21 protein-coding genes, 1 pseudogene and 1 CRISPR repeat array are annotated in these 19,991 nt (G+C 41.7%); of the genes and pseudogenes, 12 read left to right on the top strand and 10 right to left on the bottom strand.

The genetic code is table 11. The features are described from left to right. Window positions 1–410: 410 nt before the first annotated feature. Window positions 411–629, bottom strand: a complete 219-nt coding sequence (locus EWV68_RS15195) for a type II toxin-antitoxin system HicB family antitoxin (RefSeq protein ID WP_002733908.1) — start codon at window positions 627–629, stop codon at window positions 411–413. A gap of 234 nt (window positions 630–863) precedes the next feature. On the opposite strand from EWV68_RS15195, the gene EWV68_RS15190 reads away from it, so the two are divergent. The 10 genes and pseudogenes from EWV68_RS15190 to EWV68_RS21935 form a co-directional block, all read left to right on the top strand. Continuing rightward, window positions 864–1,079 (top strand): hypothetical protein, encoded by a 216-nt coding sequence (locus EWV68_RS15190; protein ID WP_002732549.1) that lies wholly within the window; start codon window positions 864–866, stop codon window positions 1,077–1,079. After that, window positions 1,079–1,240 carry a hypothetical protein gene (locus EWV68_RS15185; RefSeq protein ID WP_287170294.1) on the top strand — a complete coding sequence of 54 codons (162 nt, stop codon included), beginning with the start codon at window positions 1,079–1,081 and terminating at the stop codon, window positions 1,238–1,240. Before EWV68_RS15190 ends, EWV68_RS15185 begins: the two co-directional genes overlap by 1 nt. A 22-nt stretch (window positions 1,241–1,262) precedes the next feature. Continuing rightward, window positions 1,263–1,337: a hypothetical protein gene (locus tag EWV68_RS15180; protein ID WP_238560405.1), complete on the top strand. Its 75-nt coding sequence runs from the start codon at window positions 1,263–1,265 to the stop codon at window positions 1,335–1,337. A 452-nt stretch (window positions 1,338–1,789) separates the two neighbouring features. Then, window positions 1,790–2,933: direct repeats of the CRISPR family, unit length 35 nt; unit sequence CTTGCTTCCAATTCGTGAAGCGTATGAATGGAAAC. Between the two features lie 288 nt (window positions 2,934–3,221). Then, the gene (locus tag EWV68_RS15175) at window positions 3,222–4,913 is read left to right on the top strand and encodes a Cas10/Cmr2 second palm domain-containing protein (protein ID WP_287170293.1); all 1,692 of its coding nucleotides are present in this window, start codon (window positions 3,222–3,224) and stop codon (window positions 4,911–4,913) included. 65 nt (window positions 4,914–4,978) lie between these two features. Then, the gene (locus tag EWV68_RS15170; RefSeq protein WP_287170292.1) at window positions 4,979–5,983 is read left to right on the top strand and encodes a CRISPR-associated protein; all 1,005 of its coding nucleotides are present in this window, start codon (window positions 4,979–4,981) and stop codon (window positions 5,981–5,983) included. Further along, a complete protein-coding gene (locus EWV68_RS15165) occupies window positions 5,984–6,868 on the top strand; it encodes an RAMP superfamily CRISPR-associated protein (protein WP_287170291.1) in 885 nt (294 codons plus the stop codon). Next, on the top strand, window positions 6,865–7,335 hold the full coding sequence (locus tag EWV68_RS15160) for a hypothetical protein (protein WP_287170289.1): 471 nt from the start codon (window positions 6,865–6,867) through the stop codon (window positions 7,333–7,335). Before EWV68_RS15165 ends, EWV68_RS15160 begins: the two co-directional genes overlap by 4 nt. Window position 7,336: 1 nt before the next feature. Then, on the top strand, window positions 7,337–9,082 hold the full coding sequence (locus EWV68_RS15155) for an RAMP superfamily protein (RefSeq protein WP_287170288.1): 1,746 nt from the start codon (window positions 7,337–7,339) through the stop codon (window positions 9,080–9,082). A gap of 244 nt (window positions 9,083–9,326) precedes the next feature. Next, window positions 9,327–11,030 carry a hypothetical protein gene (locus EWV68_RS15150; protein WP_287170287.1) on the top strand — a complete coding sequence of 568 codons (1,704 nt, stop codon included), beginning with the start codon at window positions 9,327–9,329 and terminating at the stop codon, window positions 11,028–11,030. Between the two features lie 637 nt (window positions 11,031–11,667). Further along, window positions 11,668–11,736, top strand: a pseudogene (locus EWV68_RS21935) (type II toxin-antitoxin system VapB family antitoxin); the annotation flags it as partial. Between the two features lie 143 nt (window positions 11,737–11,879). Here the strand turns inward: EWV68_RS21935 and EWV68_RS15145 are convergent. The 9 genes from EWV68_RS15145 to EWV68_RS15105 all read right to left on the bottom strand — a co-directional run bounded on the left by EWV68_RS15145 (window position 11,880) and on the right by EWV68_RS15105 (window position 17,967). Further along, on the bottom strand, window positions 11,880–12,080 hold the full coding sequence (locus EWV68_RS15145; protein WP_239698027.1) for a CopG family ribbon-helix-helix protein: 201 nt from the start codon (window positions 12,078–12,080) through the stop codon (window positions 11,880–11,882). Between the two features lie 490 nt (window positions 12,081–12,570). Continuing rightward, window positions 12,571–14,295 (bottom strand): diflavin flavoprotein, encoded by a 1,725-nt coding sequence (locus tag EWV68_RS15140; protein WP_287170286.1) that lies wholly within the window; start codon window positions 14,293–14,295, stop codon window positions 12,571–12,573. A 337-nt stretch (window positions 14,296–14,632) separates the two neighbouring features. Continuing rightward, on the bottom strand, window positions 14,633–14,959 hold the full coding sequence (locus tag EWV68_RS15135; RefSeq protein ID WP_287170285.1) for a hypothetical protein: 327 nt from the start codon (window positions 14,957–14,959) through the stop codon (window positions 14,633–14,635). A gap of 607 nt (window positions 14,960–15,566) precedes the next feature. Then, window positions 15,567–15,803, bottom strand: coding sequence for a type II toxin-antitoxin system Phd/YefM family antitoxin (locus EWV68_RS15130; protein WP_002769357.1), 237 nt, complete (start codon window positions 15,801–15,803; stop codon window positions 15,567–15,569). 139 nt (window positions 15,804–15,942) lie between these two features. Beyond that, the gene (locus EWV68_RS15125; RefSeq protein WP_287170283.1) at window positions 15,943–16,377 is read right to left on the bottom strand and encodes a type II toxin-antitoxin system VapC family toxin; all 435 of its coding nucleotides are present in this window, start codon (window positions 16,375–16,377) and stop codon (window positions 15,943–15,945) included. Beyond that, window positions 16,377–16,748, bottom strand: coding sequence for a hypothetical protein (locus EWV68_RS15120; protein ID WP_287170282.1), 372 nt, complete (start codon window positions 16,746–16,748; stop codon window positions 16,377–16,379). The genes EWV68_RS15125 and EWV68_RS15120 overlap by 1 nt, the downstream gene beginning before the upstream one ends. A 210-nt stretch (window positions 16,749–16,958) precedes the next feature. Beyond that, complete coding sequence (locus EWV68_RS15115) at window positions 16,959–17,393, bottom strand: type II toxin-antitoxin system VapC family toxin (protein ID WP_149988065.1); 435 nt, start codon at window positions 17,391–17,393, stop codon at window positions 16,959–16,961. 2 nt (window positions 17,394–17,395) lie between these two features. Then, window positions 17,396–17,623 carry a hypothetical protein gene (locus EWV68_RS15110; protein ID WP_045356058.1) on the bottom strand — a complete coding sequence of 76 codons (228 nt, stop codon included), beginning with the start codon at window positions 17,621–17,623 and terminating at the stop codon, window positions 17,396–17,398. A 122-nt stretch (window positions 17,624–17,745) separates the two neighbouring features. Beyond that, window positions 17,746–17,967 (bottom strand): ribbon-helix-helix domain-containing protein, encoded by a 222-nt coding sequence (locus EWV68_RS15105; protein ID WP_287170281.1) that lies wholly within the window; start codon window positions 17,965–17,967, stop codon window positions 17,746–17,748. A gap of 608 nt (window positions 17,968–18,575) precedes the next feature. Between EWV68_RS15105 and EWV68_RS15100 the strand changes: the two genes are divergently transcribed. Next, window positions 18,576–19,115 carry a hypothetical protein gene (locus EWV68_RS15100; protein ID WP_287170280.1) on the top strand — a complete coding sequence of 180 codons (540 nt, stop codon included), beginning with the start codon at window positions 18,576–18,578 and terminating at the stop codon, window positions 19,113–19,115. A 113-nt stretch (window positions 19,116–19,228) separates the two neighbouring features. Then, the gene (locus EWV68_RS15095) at window positions 19,229–19,876 is read left to right on the top strand and encodes a ferritin-like domain-containing protein (protein WP_287170279.1); all 648 of its coding nucleotides are present in this window, start codon (window positions 19,229–19,231) and stop codon (window positions 19,874–19,876) included. Window positions 19,877–19,991 lie beyond the last annotated feature (115 nt).

Genomic DNA, 19,991 nt, shown 5'->3' with positions numbered 1-19,991 from the left:
ATGATTAGGATAAGTTATGACTTAAAAATTAATCAACAACTAAAGCTTATGCTTGTAGCTAAGTGAAATCATTGATTAAGAGACCTGTACTTTTCAATGACTTTTTCAGCAAACCCTAAGTAGCGATCGCACTTTCAAAAGACCAAATAATCACATTTAAAGGATTTTGCTTTAAATCTTTTCATCGGAAGCAATAAAATCATCTCGTGAGATACCCGCTTGAGTGCAAATAATCTTTAGTGTAGAGCTTTTAATTTGCTTATGATTGGGTAGCGTTAAAAGTGTTGTTGTTCCATCTGGATTTTTTCTAATCATAGAAATATGCTCTTTTTATCTAACAATTGAAAAACCAAATTTTTCAAGAACTTTAATCACTTTGGCTTTAGGGGCATCAGCCGGAAATTTTGCCATTAGACTATTGCTTCTACAACAAAGGCTTCTAATAAAGATGAGTCAGCTTCGAGAACTGATTCCCCAAAGGTTTCAACATGAAAAGCGATCGCCGATTGCACATCATTAAGAGCATCTTCATAGGTATCACCCTCACCGACTACTACGCCTTGAATTCCCAATGGATAGGCGATATAGCCATCAGAATGTTTTTCCACAATGATTTTAATGGATTTCATAAATTCTTGACACTTTACAGGAATTTCCTGATCCTATCTCATTTCTATAGGACTTTGATAAGAAAACGATCGCCTCTCCTCCTCATCAAAATCTCCAAAAAAGTTGACTCTCCAAAAGTGATCGCTATTCCTCATCATCAAAAAGCGATCGCATCCTCCAATTGTATCCCCACAAAACGTGATCGCTATTCTTAAACGATGCTATAGTCAGAATAGTGAGTTCTAATTACAAGAATGCAAGTTAAAGACCTAAGTGTTGAAGATTTTAAGTTTTTGATTCAAGAAACTGTTACGGAAACAGTTCAATCTCTACTAAATGATCCTGATATTGATAAACAACTTAAAACCGAAGTCTCTCAATCTCTAGCTGACTCTTTACAGCGAACTCGAAATGGAGAACGGGGAATTTCTGCGGAAGAAGTAGCTCAAAGATTAGGATTAGATTGGTAATGCCTCGCTATATAGAATTTACCGATAAAGCTTTTGAAGGTTTAGAGTCGCTTACGGCGGTTGTTCGGGAGCGTGTCTTTAAAAAAGTTCGTTGGATAAATGAAAATTTTGATGATATTAGACATCAAAGTTTAAGTTCTAATTTAAAGCGGTTTGTTTAAACTTAGAATTGGCGATTACAGGGTGATATATTCTTTTGATGATGACTTTATTACGATTCATCAAGTTGGTCATCGTCGAGATATTTATTCTGATTAGTTTTAGTTTAATTACTTCCATTCCAGAAAAAAGCCCCTTCCAAAAACGATCGCACTCCCCATCATCAAAATCTCCAAAAAAGTTGCTTCTCCCAAAAGTGATCGCTATTCCTCATCATCAAAAAGCGATGTCGTCCTGACAATGAGGGACAGGAAAGCAGTACCCATGTAATTTTAATGGAAAAAGCCCTTAAATCTGCGGGTATTAGTCCATAGGAACAGTGATCAGTTATCAGTTATTAGTTATCGGTTATCAACATTTTTCGCGGGTTAGACACAATGGCTGAAAATCTAGAGTTTTCGTTGAGGTGCGTCGATGCCTTGTCCAGTAAGGCTTTGAGCCTCATGACCGAGGTGACTATTGAGAATTATTATTAATAATGTCTATGCTTTTCAATATCCCACGAAAAATCGTTGTACAATCCTTGTACAGCCTAGTTTTGCAAAGCTAGTCTTGCTTCCAATTCGTGAAGCGTATGAATGGAAACTCGCGGAGGAATGGCATTTTTGCAATGAATGCAACCGTCTTGCTTCCAATTCGTGAAGCGTATGAATGGAAACCCGTTATCATCGTCTCGTGCTTCCTGCGAAAACCAATAACCTTGCTTCCAATTCGTGAAGCGTATGAATGGAAACTTCTAGTTTTCCGACAAGGAGGCCCTGTCCGTGCAGTTGTTCTTGCTTCCAATTCGTGAAGCGTATGAATGGAAACCTTCTTCTTTTGCTGCGCAAGCACCAAGGGGTGCCATCTTGCTTCCAATTCGTGAAGCGTATGAATGGAAACGTTAGGATTTTAGCAGGGAAATTCTTTTTCAACCTCTCTTGCTTCCAATTCGTGAAGCGTATGAATGGAAACGCTTGTTTACCCATTCGGCCAGGCGGGCCGTCTGCTTGCTTCCAATTCGTGAAGCGTATGAATGGAAACGAAGGGTCAAAAAAGTTTTTGACACTGGGGTTTACCTTGCTTCCAATTCGTGAAGCGTATGAATGGAAACGTAAGGAATATCTATCAAAGAGATTACGGCCTCTTGGATAGTTCTTGCTTCCAATTCGTGAAGCGTATGAATGGAAACTCGGCAATTTTGAGCATAAACATCGCAGTTAACAACCTTGCTTCCAATTCGTGAAGCGTATGAATGGAAACAGTAGCTTTAAGTTTTTCGATTTCCGCTTGCTGTTGGGTCAACTTGCTTCCAATTCGTGAAGCGTATGAATGGAAACCACTCGAGTTTTTCCGCGTATCGTGTCTTGGCTGAATATAGCTTGCTTCCAATTCGTGAAGCGTATGAATGGAAACGCTGGGGGACGGTTAGAGATGCAAGCCCAGTACCGAAGTACTCTTGCTTCCAATTCGTGAAGCGTATGAATGGAAACCTAATAGTTAGAGTCACGTTTCCTTGTAGGAAATTGCCTTCTTGCTTCCAATTCGTGAAGCGTATGAATGGAAACTGTTACTCAAGTGTTACCAGAGGTGTTGGGTTCCCCTCCTTGCTTCCAATTCGTGAAGCGTATGAATGGAAACACAAGAAGGAATAGACAGCTCTTGATGATGACATCGGTAGCTTGCTTCCAATTCGTGAAGCGTATGAATGGAAAAGATGTGTAGGGTCAATTCATGAATTAACCCTACAATTTTTTTAATTCCAATTAATTAAGCGTCTGAATAGAAACGATGCTTAATTAAGAAAAATCAATAAAAATAAAGATTGTTTAAGAAAAATTATTTAAAATTAACACAATAATTAGAAATTTAGTGATAGATATAAAAGTACAAAAGAGCCAATTAATCTAACAATCCTATTTTTTTAGCCAGAGATAAGTCTTTTCTAGGTCTTTTCAAGGCTGTTGAATATACCTATTAAACAATCGAGTTTTCTATAGCTTTATGTCCAAATATATAGCCATCACCTTCTCCCCCGTCCAAAGCTTTATTGAAAAATCCCGCAAATTGAGGGACCTGTACGGAGCCTCTCAGATTCTCTCGGATCTGACCAGTACAATCGTCACCCACCGGCCCGAGCAGTACCACCTAATTAGCCCCGGACTGCTAAACTCCCAACAGGGAATGCCCAACCGTGTTCTCCTGAAAATCGATAGCGAAATACAGTCCTCCTCCTCCGAGGAAATCATTGCGGAACTGCAACGAGCCTTTTTAAATCGTTGGAAAAATATTCTCGCAACCTGTAGAAAATGGGTCGAAAACGCCCTCGCGCCTTACTATCGATCCTCAGAATGGAATTGGCAAAAAAGCTGGAAAAAGTGGGAAAAACGCACCTGGGAATTTTTCTGGGGCATGGGGGACAATCTAGAGTCCGCCATGGTCGATCTAGAAAATCGTAAACTCGCCCGCAATTGGCAAGGGGTGAATTGGGTCGGGGAAAGCTCTAGTCTGTCCGGGACTGACGCGATCGCTTGGTACGGGATGGATCGGGAAAACCAAGATATGAAAACGCTTGACTGGAGCGAAGAAAACCGACATATCGCTCTATTCTACCGAAGATTAGCCTTCCTTCTCGATGGAGTTAACGATCCTGACGGTCAACCCAAAGATAAACAACCGGAAGGCAAATACATCGATGGAAACGAAAGATTGAATATTCCCGAATTAACCAAACGGTTGATCACTCTCCCACATATCGCCCGCTCTCTAGGAGTCGAACTTCCCGAAGAACTTCGCCAGCGAGGATTTCGAGACCTGATCAGGAGACCGCAAGATAACCCCGCCTCAGTGGGACAAAAAACGGGCTGGTTCATGGGAGATGGCGATAAAGTGGGCGATTACCTGAAAGACCTCGGCTCAGACCAAAAAATCCGAGATTTCAGCAAGATTATGCGTCAGTGGGGACAACAATTTCAGAGGGACTTTAACCAGACCGAACTCGGTAGAATAATTTACGCGGGAGGAGATGATTTTTTAGGCATCGTTTATAATAGCCAATTTCCCGATCCACAACTCGACTCGATCGAGATCGATCGAGTTTTTCACTGGCTACAAACCCTCGATCAACAGTGGAAAACTGGAAAAACTGAAGAAATCAATCAACGGGTGACTCTAAGTCTCGGCTTCGTTTGGGCAGCCCACAGCATTCCCCAGAGAGACGTTTTACAGCACTGTCGGGAAGCAGAACAGCGCTCGAAAAAACTAGGACGCGATCGCCTCACCATCCGCGTTTTATTTAACAACGGGCAATATGTTCAATGGACAACCAGATGGAAATACTTGAACACGCTAAACCACTATCGAGATCGGGACGGCGGGAAAAACTGGGGTCATATCTATAGCGACTTCGCCCGACTAAAAGCCCGTCACGCTTTTGGTCTGGGCTATCTCGATAACCCTAGAAGCCATTCCGATGGCGCAGACTTGGAAATCCTCGATAACCTCTCCAAACTCCTACAGTTTTTCGATCTATACTTTAGCGGCTATAAAAAAATTTTAGAAAAAGAAGATGATCAGATCGTCTCCCTCCCAAAGGACGCGCCATCGAAGGACTACGCTAGGGCGATCGTTCGCTGGATAGACGAACTGATCGCGATCGGTTGGCATCTCTCGATCGGGGAAACGATCAAAAAATAATCCTAAATCCGGTTATTAAAGACTGATTATCTATTGCCTTCGTTAACTTTTCCCGCTTGGATTTTATGTTTTCCCATCTCATCATCATTAAACCCCTCGGCATGATGTACGGCAGTTCCGGCGCGTTCCTCTCCCCAGAAAACCTTGTCGGACGTTCTGGCTCTAAATTTCCCCCCGATGCCGCCACCCTATCCGGACTATTTTTCAGCGCCAATAAAACGACCCATCAGTATAGCCATCGGGAATTAAGAGACAACCTCTTCATCGCTGGCCCCTTCTGGGCCAAAACCGATAGTCTTCGTAACGTCTATATCCCGATTCCCCGCACGAAAATAATCGCCACCAACAAATCCGACGAATGGCGAATCATAGCTGCACCCGATCGACAAGTCGTCTGGGAGCGAGATTGCGACAAGGACTCAATAGAACCCGAATTTTCCTGGATTTCTAGTGAAGATTGGACAGAATCGGCGCAATACATCGCCGACAACGGATTTGCGGAACTCTCGCCGTGGGAATTTACCCCGATCCTACATCCCAAGCTAGAGATCGATCGACGCTGTACCGTCGAGAAGGACGGTCTGTTTTTAGAATACGCCGTGCAGATGAAGGAGGGAACCTGTTTGATCTATCTAGCCACCCATCCCCTCGATCCGGGATGGTATAAATTCGGCGGAGAAAATCATCTAGTCGAGATCGAGAGCGTTGAGATTAAACCCGATTGGGCCATCTATCAATTGCTGAGACAGCCAATTGAACAGGCCTTTGCGACGATTACTCCGGCCATCTGGGGATCGAAACGATTTTCCTCCCGAATTCCCGAACAACCCGATTTCCCCTCAGTTCAACTGCTGCTCACCGACAAACCCATCCCCTACCGTTACGGTTTAGGTGGACGCTTGGGACGGGGTAGGTATTCCGTTCCTTCGGGAAGCGTGTATGTGCTGGAAGAACCGATCGGGCGATCGTGGTGGGACTGGCCGGAAGACTGGTTTCCTAGAGAGGGGTTTCCCCTCAAACATATCGGCTGTGGACTATCTCTACCGCTAACAATAAAAGGATTGAATTGAATGTATCTAAAAGCCTACGGCATCATTGAAACCCTTGCCCCACTCCATCTGGGAGCCGCCGCCGGGGAAGAAAGCGGCAACCTTAACCTAATCTTTCGCGATCAGTTCACCCAAACAGGCATAATCCCCAGTAGTTCCCTACGCGGTCGTCTCCGCTCCGATATGTTAGCCCGTTTAACAAGCCAATACAAGAAGCAAGGGCAACCCCCGGAACAGGCCAAAACGAGCGCATTACAAGAAGTGGAACGCTGGTACGGCCGCGGTGCGGAAAAAAACCGACAGGAAAACTACGATTATGAATCGATTATCAAACCAGAACACGCCTCGATCGTCTGGCTGCCGGTTTTCTGCCCCGGACAACCGATCGTTTGGGTTAGTTGTCCAAGTTTACTGCGACGCTACCAACGCATTGCCGACGTGAAGGCAGACATCCCCCCCGAGTACACCGGCTCGCAAACTCTAAAAACCCGTTCCAAAAACAACTCTGACCCCGTACTTTTCTTCAACTTGGGGTTTATCACGGTGAGTTACCCGAATTGGGATCTAACACCCTGGTTTCCCCTCAAAAACCTGCCCGCCGTGGTGGTCGATGACAATGATATGGGTATGATCCACGATATGGCCCTCTATCGTCAGAGTCGCGTGCAGTTAGAAGAAGATCGGAAAGTGGCGGCTAATAAAGCTTTTTTTAATGTCGAGGCAATACCAGAAGGAACAGTCCTCGCTTTTCCCCTTGCCCTTAAACCGATCGATGATAACGTTTGGGACAACTGGAAACCACTGGAACAAGATAAAACGGGGGATATTTATCTAGGGGGACTCGAATCGGTCGGCTTCGGCCACTGCATGATGACCTTGAAAAAACCATCGGGAGGTGCTTCATGACATGGAATCCTTATAACCTCGATCGGGCTGCCCAGGAATTGGTCTTAAAATACCGAGACAGCGAGAAAGTGTTAAATGAATCCCACAAAATGAGAACCACCGTCGCCTACGGTTTAGAACGTTTTTGGGGTGAACACCTGAGATTGATCGACAAAAAAGACGCTACTGATCAACAAAAAGGACGATACTGGCAAGATGTCTGGCAGAAATTCGTCGATATCTTAGAAGATGCGGGATTACGGGTTCCCCGTGGCAAGATTAATCCTCAAGATAAACCGGAAGCTCAAACCAAAGCTATCCAAGCGATCGCCAGAGAGTTCTGGAATCAAGAAACTTTTCCCCTAGAAGATCAGAGAATCGCTCTCTACGTCCTCACCCAACTTTGTGATAGCTTGGTCTGGTGGACGCAACGATACAAACAACCTAGCACCAACCCCCAAAATTCCAAGATCGAGGAGGAAGAATAAAATGCCAGACTGGTCAGATGTACCCCTCCTCTATCAAGCACAGATCGAGGGAAGATGTCAATTACAAAGACAAGAAAATAAACAAAAATCGCCAGCCTACGATTGGGTCGATCAGTGGACAAAATTTTATCATTCTGCTGACGATAGTGGGGGTAAATCCCCACAACCCGATAACAGTAACCAATGGAGACGAAATTTATCTCCCGTCAACAGAAATAACTCCCCCGAACCACCGCAATTTAGCGAAGAAGCCAAGACGCGACCCTATACTATGACTTGGCGACTCGTCACCAATGGAGGTCAAGATGATGGCATTATCCGACCGGCTATGGGGGCGCGGGGTTATCCCTACTACCCCGGATCATCGATGAAAGGGGCTTTCCGTCGTGCCTGTACTACCGAACAAGCCCTAAAGTATTGCGGCAAACCCTCCCAAGGCGATCAGGGTTCCGAACCAGGTATTCTGCGCTTTCTAGGAGGCTATCCTACGGATAATAACTGGACTCGAAACTTAGTCGATATCGCTCATCCCCAGCAGGAAAAACAAGTTATTCAAGACGGAAAAACTAACGCTAATGTACTATTATCTTTTCACGAGGTAACTCTCAACTTCGGGATTTCCAGTACCATTTCCCTCGACGAACAAGAATGGCGAACGATCTGGCAAATTTGGGAGAAAGCGATCGGCAATGGACTCGGTTCCAGAGTTAGCGCCGGATACGGTCGCTTTAAAGATGTACCGTCACCAGAAACCCTCTTACAAGTTCATCTCAAAGGACAGGGAATCACCGCTACATTACTCGACAAAACCTCCGAATTCCGTCCCAATATGTTTAAAGCAGCCCTTCGAGGTCATACCCTACGTTTACTAGGAGGAATGACCGATGAAAAGACCGCTAAACATCTGACCCAAATCCTCTGGGGGGGTATCGACGGAGCCGCTACTCTGGGACAACTCGGCATCAGCTTCACCTACCATGATGATGATTTAAAATTTGGCGAGCATCCCTACACTCCCCCGGGTAAAAGCGAGCAAATTATGCCTCTATATAATCTCAAACGGGGAACTTTACAAATTTCCTGTATGAATCGTCGCACTTCCCCAGAAGAGCGGCAAGAACTCGCGGAATTAGCCAAGGCAATAGTGCAATTCTCTCTCTTACTCGGTGGATTCGGCAAATCATGGCGAAGAGCGGATCACTGGCAGTTTTTCCGTCCCTATTTAGAAAAAGGCAATAAACCGATGATCGGGTGTCATTGGAAATTTATAGACTCTTCAGAATCTCTTTATCTTCCTATCACCGATTTACAACAAGATCTATCACGATTTATCGATCGCCTTCGGACTCAATTCCACAATTACGCTGCTAAACAAGGCTATACTATTCATCCCGATAATCCTGTACACTGTGATTGGCGAGAAGCTTGGTATCCTTACGATAATCAAGGTGGGGTGCAAGTCTGGGGAAGAATTGTCGAGGATCGGATTAAAGCGATCGCGTGGTTTCATCAACCTTATGAGGGAACCCACACCCTGCGGAACTTACAAGGAAGTATCGGACGGGACTCGCAAACTGGAAGACTTTGGCATCGAATTTACCCTTATTATCACTCGAATTCTGAAGGTAAACTGCAACGACAGAAACCACCGATCGAACTATTGACTTTCTTTCCCGAACCAACCGAGGATAGCGCTCATTTTATCGCTTTTCTCAACGAGCGATCGGACTTTGTAAAAATTTGGTAATATTTGTCATATTTATCGAGTATGCTGAAAAAGTACGGGCGAAGCATTCGGATAGAAAATCTACAGTTTCACCGATAGGTTATTGCCCGAATGCTTCGCCCCTACAGGACGCGGGCCGATAAAGACGCAAGGTTTTGAACGACGATCAAAATCTTGCACCTGTGAGAGCAAAACAGAACCCTAAAACCCTTACCTCGTCCATATTGCTCATTTATTCAGCAAACCCTATTTATCGGGTAAAACCATGACTACTTGGATTATCACAACGGGAAACAGCGATATTCAATTAAATACCGATGCCAATTGGACGAGAGGGAAGGGATTATTTGAGAAGGCTAGAGAGAAAGAACCTCTCTGTCATTGCCAAGGAACGGGTCAAGATTTTATCGAGCCAAAAAAAGAAAAAAATACTAACTTTTTTCCCGTTGCCGCTAGAGTTTTGGGATTAGTTTATCAAGATCATGAACATTGTTATTCAGATTTAGTATTCCCTTTGCTTGATGTTTTAATTCAAGCATTTCAAGATCAAGAATTTCCCGATCGAGTTTATATCATCCTAACCGATCAAGAAAAGCTTTTTGAAACATCGGACATCAAAAATTCTTCCTGTCCTTTCTGGCAAGATACCTGTACCTTAAAACCGCTTTTTGAATGGTACTTCCAGACCAAACTTAAGCTAAAACCGGATTTTATCACTTTACAGCCTTCTGATAAGGATAGAGGACTAGATCACTCTGATAAGGATACAGGACTAGATCACTGGGATCAAGTGTTAACTCTTGTCACCGAAGAGTTAACAAAAATACAGCAAGACGATGTTTTTTACATCAGTCATCAAGCTAGTACCCCCGCTATTTCCTCGGCCGTTCAATTTGTCAGTATTGGTTACTTCTCTAACGTCAAGTTCTTGATAGTTAATCGATATTATGAAGAAAATAATATTAAAACAAGCCCCGAAATTATTCCGATTTCTAGCTATTGGAAACAATTACAAATACAGAAGGCTAAAAAATTAATCACAGATGGTTTTCCGGGGTCGGCATTAGCATTATTAAAAGAGGTAGAATACAATAACTCAGAAAAAGAAAAAATTAAGGAGCTAGAAAGATACATCGATCTTTTTAATATTAAAACCATAGACACTGGCGATGAATTTGATCCGACACAAGCGATCAAGAGAGTTCGTAAAACCTTAGATTTAATCGAATATTTCTTGAAACAAGAAAACTATCTTCAGGGAATCACTCTATTAAATGCCGCGCAGGAGACGTTTTTAAAAGCGGCTATTATTCATCATATTAATCAGATAAACGATCAAGTCAATAACGTTCGCGTGTCTCAATTAGTTAAGTGGGATAAAACTGGATTGTATTGCGTATCTTTTAATGAAATTAATAAATTAATTGGTTTTTCTGAATCGAATATAAATGCCGCTTGTCAATATTTAAAAATGCCTAAATCCTTAAAAGATTTTTATAGCAAAGAACTTAGCAAATTAAAGTCAAAGGAAATTTGGAAAGCAGATAAAGGATGCGAATTTAATTTACAAAATCTTTTGAATTGGTTATATCAATTAACGTCAACGAAAAAGGAAGACTACTGGGAACTACTAACATGGTCATGCACTTCTCTTCGTGAGCATGAATTCGATCGCCGTAACCAACTAATGCACAATTTACGGGGAGTAAAAAAAGAAGAAATGATTCTTTATCTCACCCATCCCGAGGAATTAAGAAAGTATCTTGAAGACAAGGTTAGCTATTGCAATTCTCAAAGGATTAATCTAGATCAAAGCGTAGATGAGGTTTATAGAAACGAGATTAAAGGTAAATTTATTTCTGCATTGAAAACCCTATGTGAATGGACGGAAAATGATTATATCCCTTTAGAGGATCATCTCGAAGAATTAGCAAACTCCCTACAAAAAATACGTTCCCCTAGTTTTTAGTTAAACTAGGGGATATTGATTACTTAGGGCTTGCTGAATAAATGTGAAATATAGACGAGGTAAGGTTTTTAGGGTTCTGTTTTGCTCTCACAGGTGCAAGATTTTGAGAGAATCGTCGTTCAAAACCTTGCGTCTTCATCGGCCCGCGTCCTGTAGGGGCGAAGCATTCGGGCAATAACCTATCGGTGAAACCCTAGATTTTCTGTCCGAATGCTTCGCCCGTACTTTTTCAGCAAGCCCTACTTATTTTTCGTCTTTTGGCTTTCTGTTGTTGATGCAGATTTCGATCGATCCCCAGACCAGAACGTTTACCGCAGGTGCGATCACAGGGTGAGGTGCAACTAGCGAGACTACATTACAGACAACTAAGGCGGAAACCTTAATGGCGGCGATTTTGGTGATTTTCATTACTACGTCTCCATGCGTAGACAAAAATCAGGTCTTCTCGCGATGGATAATTGTAGTCATTTCTGCCACACCTTTGACTAATATAACACATCAGATCGCAATCTGTCCAAAAGAATTAGACTTTTGCAGCAATTCTCAGTTTTAGACACAGCAAGCCTTTTAGGGATTTAAAGAACATTTTAAAGGAGGATTTTTGGGGCAACTTTGGGTGTACTATCACGTCAAAAGGCTCTCTTATTCTTTGTGTGATAAGTTTAACTTATATAGTAGTGATCGATCTCTGTGTCCTTTGTGTCTGGAGTGGTTCCTTCCACTCGCTCGCCAGCAGGACTGTATCTTAGAATACATTTTACCCACCAAACCCAAGAGAGCCGTCAAAAGCCTGAAGACTCGTGAAATGAAATTCGCAATCCCATTGAATTTTACCCCATATTATGCGAACTAACTCCCAAAAGCCTTGCTACAGGGCAAATTTAGAATTGCTGAATGGCGAAATTCAATATAGGGGAACTCGCTTTCTCGGAGAGATTCCTCGATTAAAATCGCGCTGGTTTCGCTGGGGGTTTTTCCTAATCGGCGGGCTAACCGTTTCAGTCTTTCTGCTGTGTGGTCGGGCAGTCTGGCGCTAACAACTTGGGACATCAATTTTTTTAACTTTTAATTACACTGTAAACAGTGTAATTAAACTCATCCTGCCAATGCCATTAAAGAATTGACCATTCACCGAAAAATTAGGACTAATACTAAATCCGTTGAGTACAGGCTAGTTATGAGGAGAGGCAAAAGGCAACAGGCAAAAGGGGGAATAAATAATCAGTTTTTAATAACCAGATTTAGTATAAGGTAGTGGCGCGGAGAAAAACCTTTTCTTTGAGTATTACCATAAGATAAATTTATATTGTTGTGACAATCTATAAGCATCTGAGGGGGTAAGACAATCGCTAAAATCCTTATTCTCTCGTTGACCCCCTCGGATGCCCTTGTACTTCTTTTGCCGTTCGGCTATTCTGATATGTAGCCTATACTTAACGGATTTAGTATGACTAACTGGTTGAGAGGTTAAACCATCTCAAAAGCTGAGAGTAAGCATCTTGATCTGTATTTTCTCAACCAGTCAAATCAAGCAAGAATCCTAATAATAATTACCGACTTTGCGATGGTGAACAGCCGTTAAACCATCAGGTTTAGAAACGCGACCATCGGTGACTTTATTGTAAACAATCCAGTGGTCAGCACATTCCATGCGACTAACTACCTCACATTCTAAATAAGCGAGGGCATCGGCTAAAATCGGCGAACCATTATTAGCGGTGCGAGTATTGACTCCTGCAAAACGATCTTCCCCAGGTCCGAAACGTTTTAAAAAGTGTTTCATCAGGGTTTGATAATTGCCTTCTTCCAGAATATTTAAAATGAATTGATCCCCCACTTGCAGTAAAGACTCGATCGCCCGATCTTTGGCCACAGCAACGGTAAAACCGGGAGGATCAAAACTTGCTTGAGTCACCCAAGAAGCGACCATTGCCCCGCTTCTGTCTCCTTTCTTGGTGGTAATAATATATAGACCACCGCTAATCCGTCCGATGGCTTTATCAAGGTCAGTATCGAGGGATTTTCTTTGTTTAACTTTTACCTCTTGGGTTAATAGTTGTCCCATATCTGTCCCCGCTTCTTCACAGCGTTGATAGAGACTCTCGTTAGGAGTTTCCGCGCTACGAATGGGATCAAAAGCTTTGGTTAAACCAACTTCACGAAACTTATTAAATAGAGGTAAAATTGATTCATCATCACCCCCTTGAGATTCAAACATTCCGATATATTGTTTGGGGTTAACCGAGGCGAGAATTGTGCCTAGATTTCCCGTAATTTCTTGGGCATTAATACCAGAAACAGGGGGAGTACCGATGACGATTCCCACCGCGGAAGAAGCTAATTCTTTTACCTCCTGGGGATCGGCGGATTTCAGGTCTAGAGTTTCTACAGCTAAACCAGTTTTAGTAATACCTTTAGCAATGGATTGACAGAGGCGATCGCTATAACCATAATCGGAAATATAGAAAACAGCGACGGTTTTTTCTGCCTTAGTTTGTGCTTGACTCCAATCACGATAATGGGTCAATAATTCAGTAACATTATGTTTTAATACTGGTCCATGACCATTAGCCACGAGATTAATATGACCTAGGGGTTCCATCCGTTTCATCGCCGCTAGTACCGAGCGAGCATTAGGAGCCATTAAACACTCATAATAGAAGCGATAATCCGGTTCAATAGCACTTAATTGCTCATCGTAAAGATCATCGGAACAGTAGTGCATTCCAAAAGCATCACAGGTAAATAAAATTCCCGAACCGTGATCGTAGGTAAAAATAGTATCGGGCCAGTGTAAATTAGGAGCGTTAACAAATTCGAGAATGTGACCATTACCTAGGTCTAACTGATCGCCATTTTTGACCAGTTGACGTTGAAAGGGATGATGAACTAAATTCTCTAAAAACTGAATTGCTACTTTCGACCCAACGACGGTAATATTGGGAGCGAGTTCCAATATATCTCTGACTAAACCACTGTGATCGGGTTCGGTATGACTGATAATTAAATAATCAATTTCTTGGGGGTTAATTAATCCGTTGAGACTATCAAAATATAGTTGACGGAATTTTTCGTGAGAGGTATCCACAAGGGCGATTTTTTCCCCACGAATCAGATAGGAGTTATAAGTCGTACCGTTTTGTAATCCGAATTCAATATCGAAGCGATCGCGATCCCAATCGAGGGAACGAATAGCGGTAGTGTCTGCGGTGAGATCGGCCACCTGCACGGTGAGACGTTTTGTTTTGACTGGTGTAGCAACCATCGAACCCCTCCTTATTGTTAAGTTTTTTATACTTTGTCTCTATTGTGCCACGAGGAAATAAGATATGGGGATTTATTTTCCCATAATTACTGATAACAGTTATCTTAATGGTCAGGTAGGAGTCGATCGTCGATACCGAATTAGCTTATACTTCATCTTTATGAGAAAAGCTCTCTATCGATCTGTGTGGGGAAATGGGTCTCATACATTCGAGTCAAATTAAATTTGAGGCGTTGCTGATTTCAGATATGAATCTTCTTTTCTGGGATTTTTAAAACCTAGACCCAAACTAACTTTTGGATACGATTGAACGCCTTTATTAGCTGTCACCTTCTTTTTAACAGTTCATATTTATCCCCCAATGTGAAAATTGGCGGTCTTTGTAGGCAAGGGTAAAACTGGATAAATAATCTTGACCGTCTAAATCGAGATTAAAGGCAGAAAAGCAGACCCACAGACTACGTTTATCAACGGCGACAGAGCGACTAAAAATTTTACTGAGAGTATTGGCAGTCAGTCCAGTTTGTTGGCTAAGAATGTCTAAGGTGCAGCGAGTGTTTTGTTTTATTTCCCAATTCACTTTAGCACGGTGCAGTTTTTGGTAGCCGATAGAGGTTAAGATTACGCCGCGCTGACGAGAGGATTTACCCTTTGACTGTTCCATAAGTTACCTCATCAACATAGAGATTAGCAGAATTTTCCATTATGGTAATCAGTGGGGATACAAAAAATTACTTTTTTTACAATATTTAAAGTTTGCGCTAGGAGTCAGGATTTTAACTAGGTGAGATCACCGATGATTCTCCTTGAACAGTTATTATGTACTTAACCTATGGGAGTCTATCGTTATTTAGCGATTGAATGATCTGATCGCCGTTATGCTTCATCAATTTCCCATAGATTGTGATTAATCCCATACGGCATTTTCATAATGATTTAAAATGTGATAATCTTTGGTTAGTAAAATATGTTTATCTACTGAAGCGTTACTAACAATTAAGCGATCAAAGGGATCACGAGTCCAGTTAATAATGACAGACTGATTAATAATTAAATTAAAATCTTTTTTACATACCTTTAAATCAAGGCAACTTACTAATTCTAGAACAATGTCGTCTGATTTTTCAGTAATTCGCCCAATTTCGTATAAATATTGTAACCCTAGCCTTACTATCGGCGAAATATAGAGTTAATTCTCGTTAATTAGATGTTTGGCGCAATCGCTTAATTTAGCAGTTAGTCCTGCATAAAGCCAGACAACAATATGAGTATCAAGGTAAATCAAGGTTTGTCTCCTGTTCCCAACTGATTTGTACAAGATCATCGGGATCGCCAATAATGGCTTGAGGACGATAAATTAATTTTTGTAATTTATCTACGGTTTCAACGGGACTAATGATTAATCGTTTGCCGTTGCGCTCAATTTCTAGGGGTTTTCCTGTGTTGAGGATTTCATCGAGCAGTTGGTCTAGGTTATTTTGTAATTTACTTGAGGTGACGCTTTTCATTGCTGGTCAAGGGAGTAGGGAGTTTTGGGGACGGGAGATATTCGATATTATAGCGATCACCGTTATGCTTGATAAATTTCCTGACGATGCCCGATTTTGTGGAGATCAATAATGAAATACTGCTCTAAGCAATCAAATTCTAAGTAAGGTTATTAAAATTAGAATCTTGGAACAAAATCCGCAAGTTTTCTTGGGTAAAGTGTTTGTCATGGGTTAAGACTTCTATAATGCCTCTTTGTTTCATTACAATCATAGAGATGCAATCTGTGAGGCTATAGCCTTTATCTAGACGGTTGGCATAAAGTTCTACACCTGATTGAATTAAATAGGAATCAACGCTAATAATTTGCAGATTTGGAGAGGTTCGGATTTGGCGATAGAAATTGACGACACCTTGTTTCATGGGTTGATCAAATTTGGCAAAAAAGTTGAGATATTCCACCAAGACTAAATCGGTTGTAATTAAAGAATAATCTTGAATTAACGTACTAAAAGCTCGCACTTGTCTATGCCATTGATCTTTAGCATGAATCAAGGCAACCCAATAAAATGTGTCGGCGAAGAGGGTCTGCATTATTCTTGAGGAGAATTGCCATAAAGATAGTAATCCAAGTTGGCCGCCGCATCGGTGGGGATCTGGTCAAAGGATTCTTCAGGGATGGTGGCGATTATTTCATCGGCGATTTCCCAAATCGGTTTGTTGTTTAGTGGGGAAGGGGCAGAAGTTTTACATTCCCAATCTTCTTGATCCACGATAGGACTGACAATATCCCCTAAGGTTTTGCCTTTACCGATCAAATGAGTCGGGATTGTGCGTTTTGTTTGGGTCGAGGGAGATGGTTCTTCTTCAATGATAAGGATGGCGCGGAGGGTCTGTGCTTTGGGCTTTTCCCCTAGCCATTGGATATGATCGCCTTCGATGGTCACGTCATAATGTTTGAGCATGGTTAAGGTTCTCTAACAATTTTCTTAACTAAGTCTATGATATTGCAGTGATAGTCTAGTTTAGTCTGAATTTAAGAGGTTCGGCAGAAAAGAGTCTATATTGTTCTTGAAAGTTAGGGTTAGGCGATCGCCGCTATGCCTCATAAATTTCCCGACGATGCCCGATTCTGTGGAGATCAATAATGAAATACTGCTCTAAGCAATCAAATTCTAAGTAAGATTATTAAAATTAGAATCTTGGAACAAAATCCGAAAGTTTTCTTGGGTGAAGTGTTTGTCATGGGTTAATACTTCTGCAATTCTCCTTTGTTTCATCACAATCATAGAAATGCAGTCTGTCAGGCTATAGCCCTTATCAGGACGTTCATCAAATAGTTGAATTCCAGCTTGTCTGAGTTGAGGCGTATAAGAAATAATTTCCATGTTCGGCTCTTGACGGATTTGAAAGTAGGTCGCAAGAGCTTTTCGACGCATAATCGCACCTTTAGTTGCAAAATAATTGAGTGTTTCATCTACAATGCCATCGGTAGTTATTAGATAATCATCTGTATATTTTTGGGCATAATTTAAGGCAATAAAGTGCCAGTTATCCCTGGGATTAATCAAGGCAATCCAATAAAAAGTATCAGCAAAGATGAGTTTCATTGTTATTGTTTTGGTGTGCCATAAAGATAATGATCGTGTTGTTCGGCTCCATCGGTGGGTAGGGTTTCTAAGACTTCTGGGGGAATATCGGCGGTGAGTTCTTCGATAAATTGCCAAAAGGGTTGTTTCGGTTTGGTGGTTTGGGTTTGATGGAGGAAGTTGAGGAGTTGGTCAATGGTTTCATCGGAGGCGGTTTCGATTTCCTGTAGGAGTTGTTCTTTGGCTGTCATGGCTGGTTTGGGATGGGGGAATACTCGATATTATAGAATATTATAGAGATTTATCGGGCGATCGCTGATTGTATCGCGGTTTCTCCATCAATTCCTTCGCCTCTTCAAGAAAGTCCCCTTTTTTAAGGCTTCGGCCGTGAGATCAGCCGAACGGGGGATTTAGGGGGATCAAACTCGATTGCCCATTGTTGATAGCGATCGCGTTTACTGAGTAATTGCAAGGCTTCGGCAATGATTTCGTCTGGATTGGCATAACGTCCTGTATTCAGTTTGGCTTCGATTAGCTTTTGGTGTTCGGGTTTTAGGGTTAATTTCAGGGTCGTTAAGGCTGGGCTTTTTTTCATTATAGGTTTGTTACTGTGGGATCATCCCAGGGTTGCGGAGGCAAGAGGTTTTTCTCGTTTCTGCGGTGGGGTGGGTTTCTGGGCTGTGGAGATCGCGGTTCTTGATGTAGCTTGCTGTTTTTGTGGTCTTGGGTATGAGTTACAAGTTTGGGGTTGGGAGAGTGGGGAGATTGTCAGGATATTTTGACAAGGCTTGGGCTTAAGTTGGTAAAGTTGGGAATTTTTCCCAAGTTAAGGATTTTTGCGAGAGGGTTGAGGGGCTGGAAGTTATGTGGGGTAGGGATTTGGGGAATTTTACGATTTTTTTCCTTAAGTTGGTAAACTTTGGTTGCGTAAAAAGACACCCAAAATATAGAGTTAAAAAAGCTTACTTTTCAGAATTTAGGAGCCATATGTCACGTTTATTAAGCTTTGTTGATGAGTTGTTACAAGACTCTTCTAAATTAGTTGATTTCATTACTGACCCTGAAGGAGTCTAAAAATCTGAAAATTTAACTAAAGCAGAAAGAGCCGTTTTACGAAGAGTTTTGCATTCAGCTAGCACGGCTTCAGTTAATGGTTATCGCATAGCTCGCCATTTAGATTCCTATACTAATTCAGTGCGACTTTTGCAAAATGTTCTACATAATGCAGTTCAAGGAACAGTATTAAACCAAAGCTCTCATCAAAATACCTTGCAAATTTATTACAGTGGCAACCCATCCGATCCTTTTACAAGTCCTTTCGGTTACTCGGTAACTTACTATGGTTCTGGTAAAACAATCGCTGAACTTATGATTAATGCACGGGATGTAAACAATAATCCTGTGATTTACTCAAATTCAGATATTGCTTATGATCCCGATGTCGTACCACCTGGAAAATCTTTTATTGGTCGCTTTACTATTCCAGTCGGTTACCCAGGAGACGGTGATTATGTTGCTCCTCCACCCGCTACGACTGAAGATAAAGGCATCGCATTTTGGTTTTATTCTGTCAATGGCGGGCCAGGTCCAATGACTTCTGGAATAAATGGAGAAAGTTATAGTGATTACAAAATAAATCCAGGGGATCGGGTATTTTGGCAAGTTATCGCCCCAGGCCCACAATATGGATTTAAATCTTGTGGACAAAAAAGCGCGAAAGCGGCTTACACAAGTATTCTGTAGTGCGATCACTGCTTTGTCGCTGCTCTTGTAGGTTGAGTTGACGAAAGGGAAACCAATATTTTTCTGATTACTTCAATTCAACCTCAAAAATAATCTACCAAGGAGTTATCACGATGTCTAATGAATCCCTTTCTCAATTCGCATCTTTTACGGCAATTAAACAGTTTATTGATATCGAACAAAAGCACAGAAATTTAGAATGGCTAAAACAGGCTTTAGCTATGGCAATTGAAGTAGAATTATCTACTTTACCTCCCTATCTTTGTGCATGGTGGTCAATTATAGATCCAAACACAGAAGCCGCAAACATTATCAAGAGTATTATTCTTGAAGAAATGTTACATATGGGTTTAGTCTGCAATATGCTAACTGCAATTGGTGGAACCCCAAGGATCACTATTCCAAAATATCCTGGTCCTTTACCTGGAAACATAAATCCAAGTTTGAAGGTATATCTATCTGGATTAACTAAAGACTATCTAAAAAATATTTTTTTAGAGATCGAAAAGCCTGAAAAACCTATTGAGGTTCGTGAAATACAGCCTTTGAAGTTCGCTTTTTTTCTTGTAAAAGATGCTCCCGTTCAAACATATCCCACTATTGGAGCTTTTTATGATGAAATTCTAAGCACTTTCAAGTACTTAAATCCTCAAATAAATGAAAAAAATCAGTTAATTGCGAAGCATATTAGTCTCTATAAAATTGAAAAAATAGACGATGTAGAAAAAGCAATCACTGAAATTAAACAGCAAGGAGACTGACTGACGGACACATTTTTCAATACAAAGACAAGTACTGTTATGTGAAAGCCTCAAACTCCTGAATAAAAGAAAAGGTAATTTTGCCATAATAATCCTGACGAGCTTTGCGAGAAGC

Source organism: Microcystis sp. M_QC_C_20170808_M9Col, assembly GCF_007095495.1.
GTDB lineage: Bacteria > Cyanobacteriota > Cyanobacteriia > Cyanobacteriales > Microcystaceae > Microcystis > Microcystis aeruginosa.
Note: the sequence above shows the minus strand (reverse complement) of the source record. Positions and strands in the feature narration are given on the sequence as shown.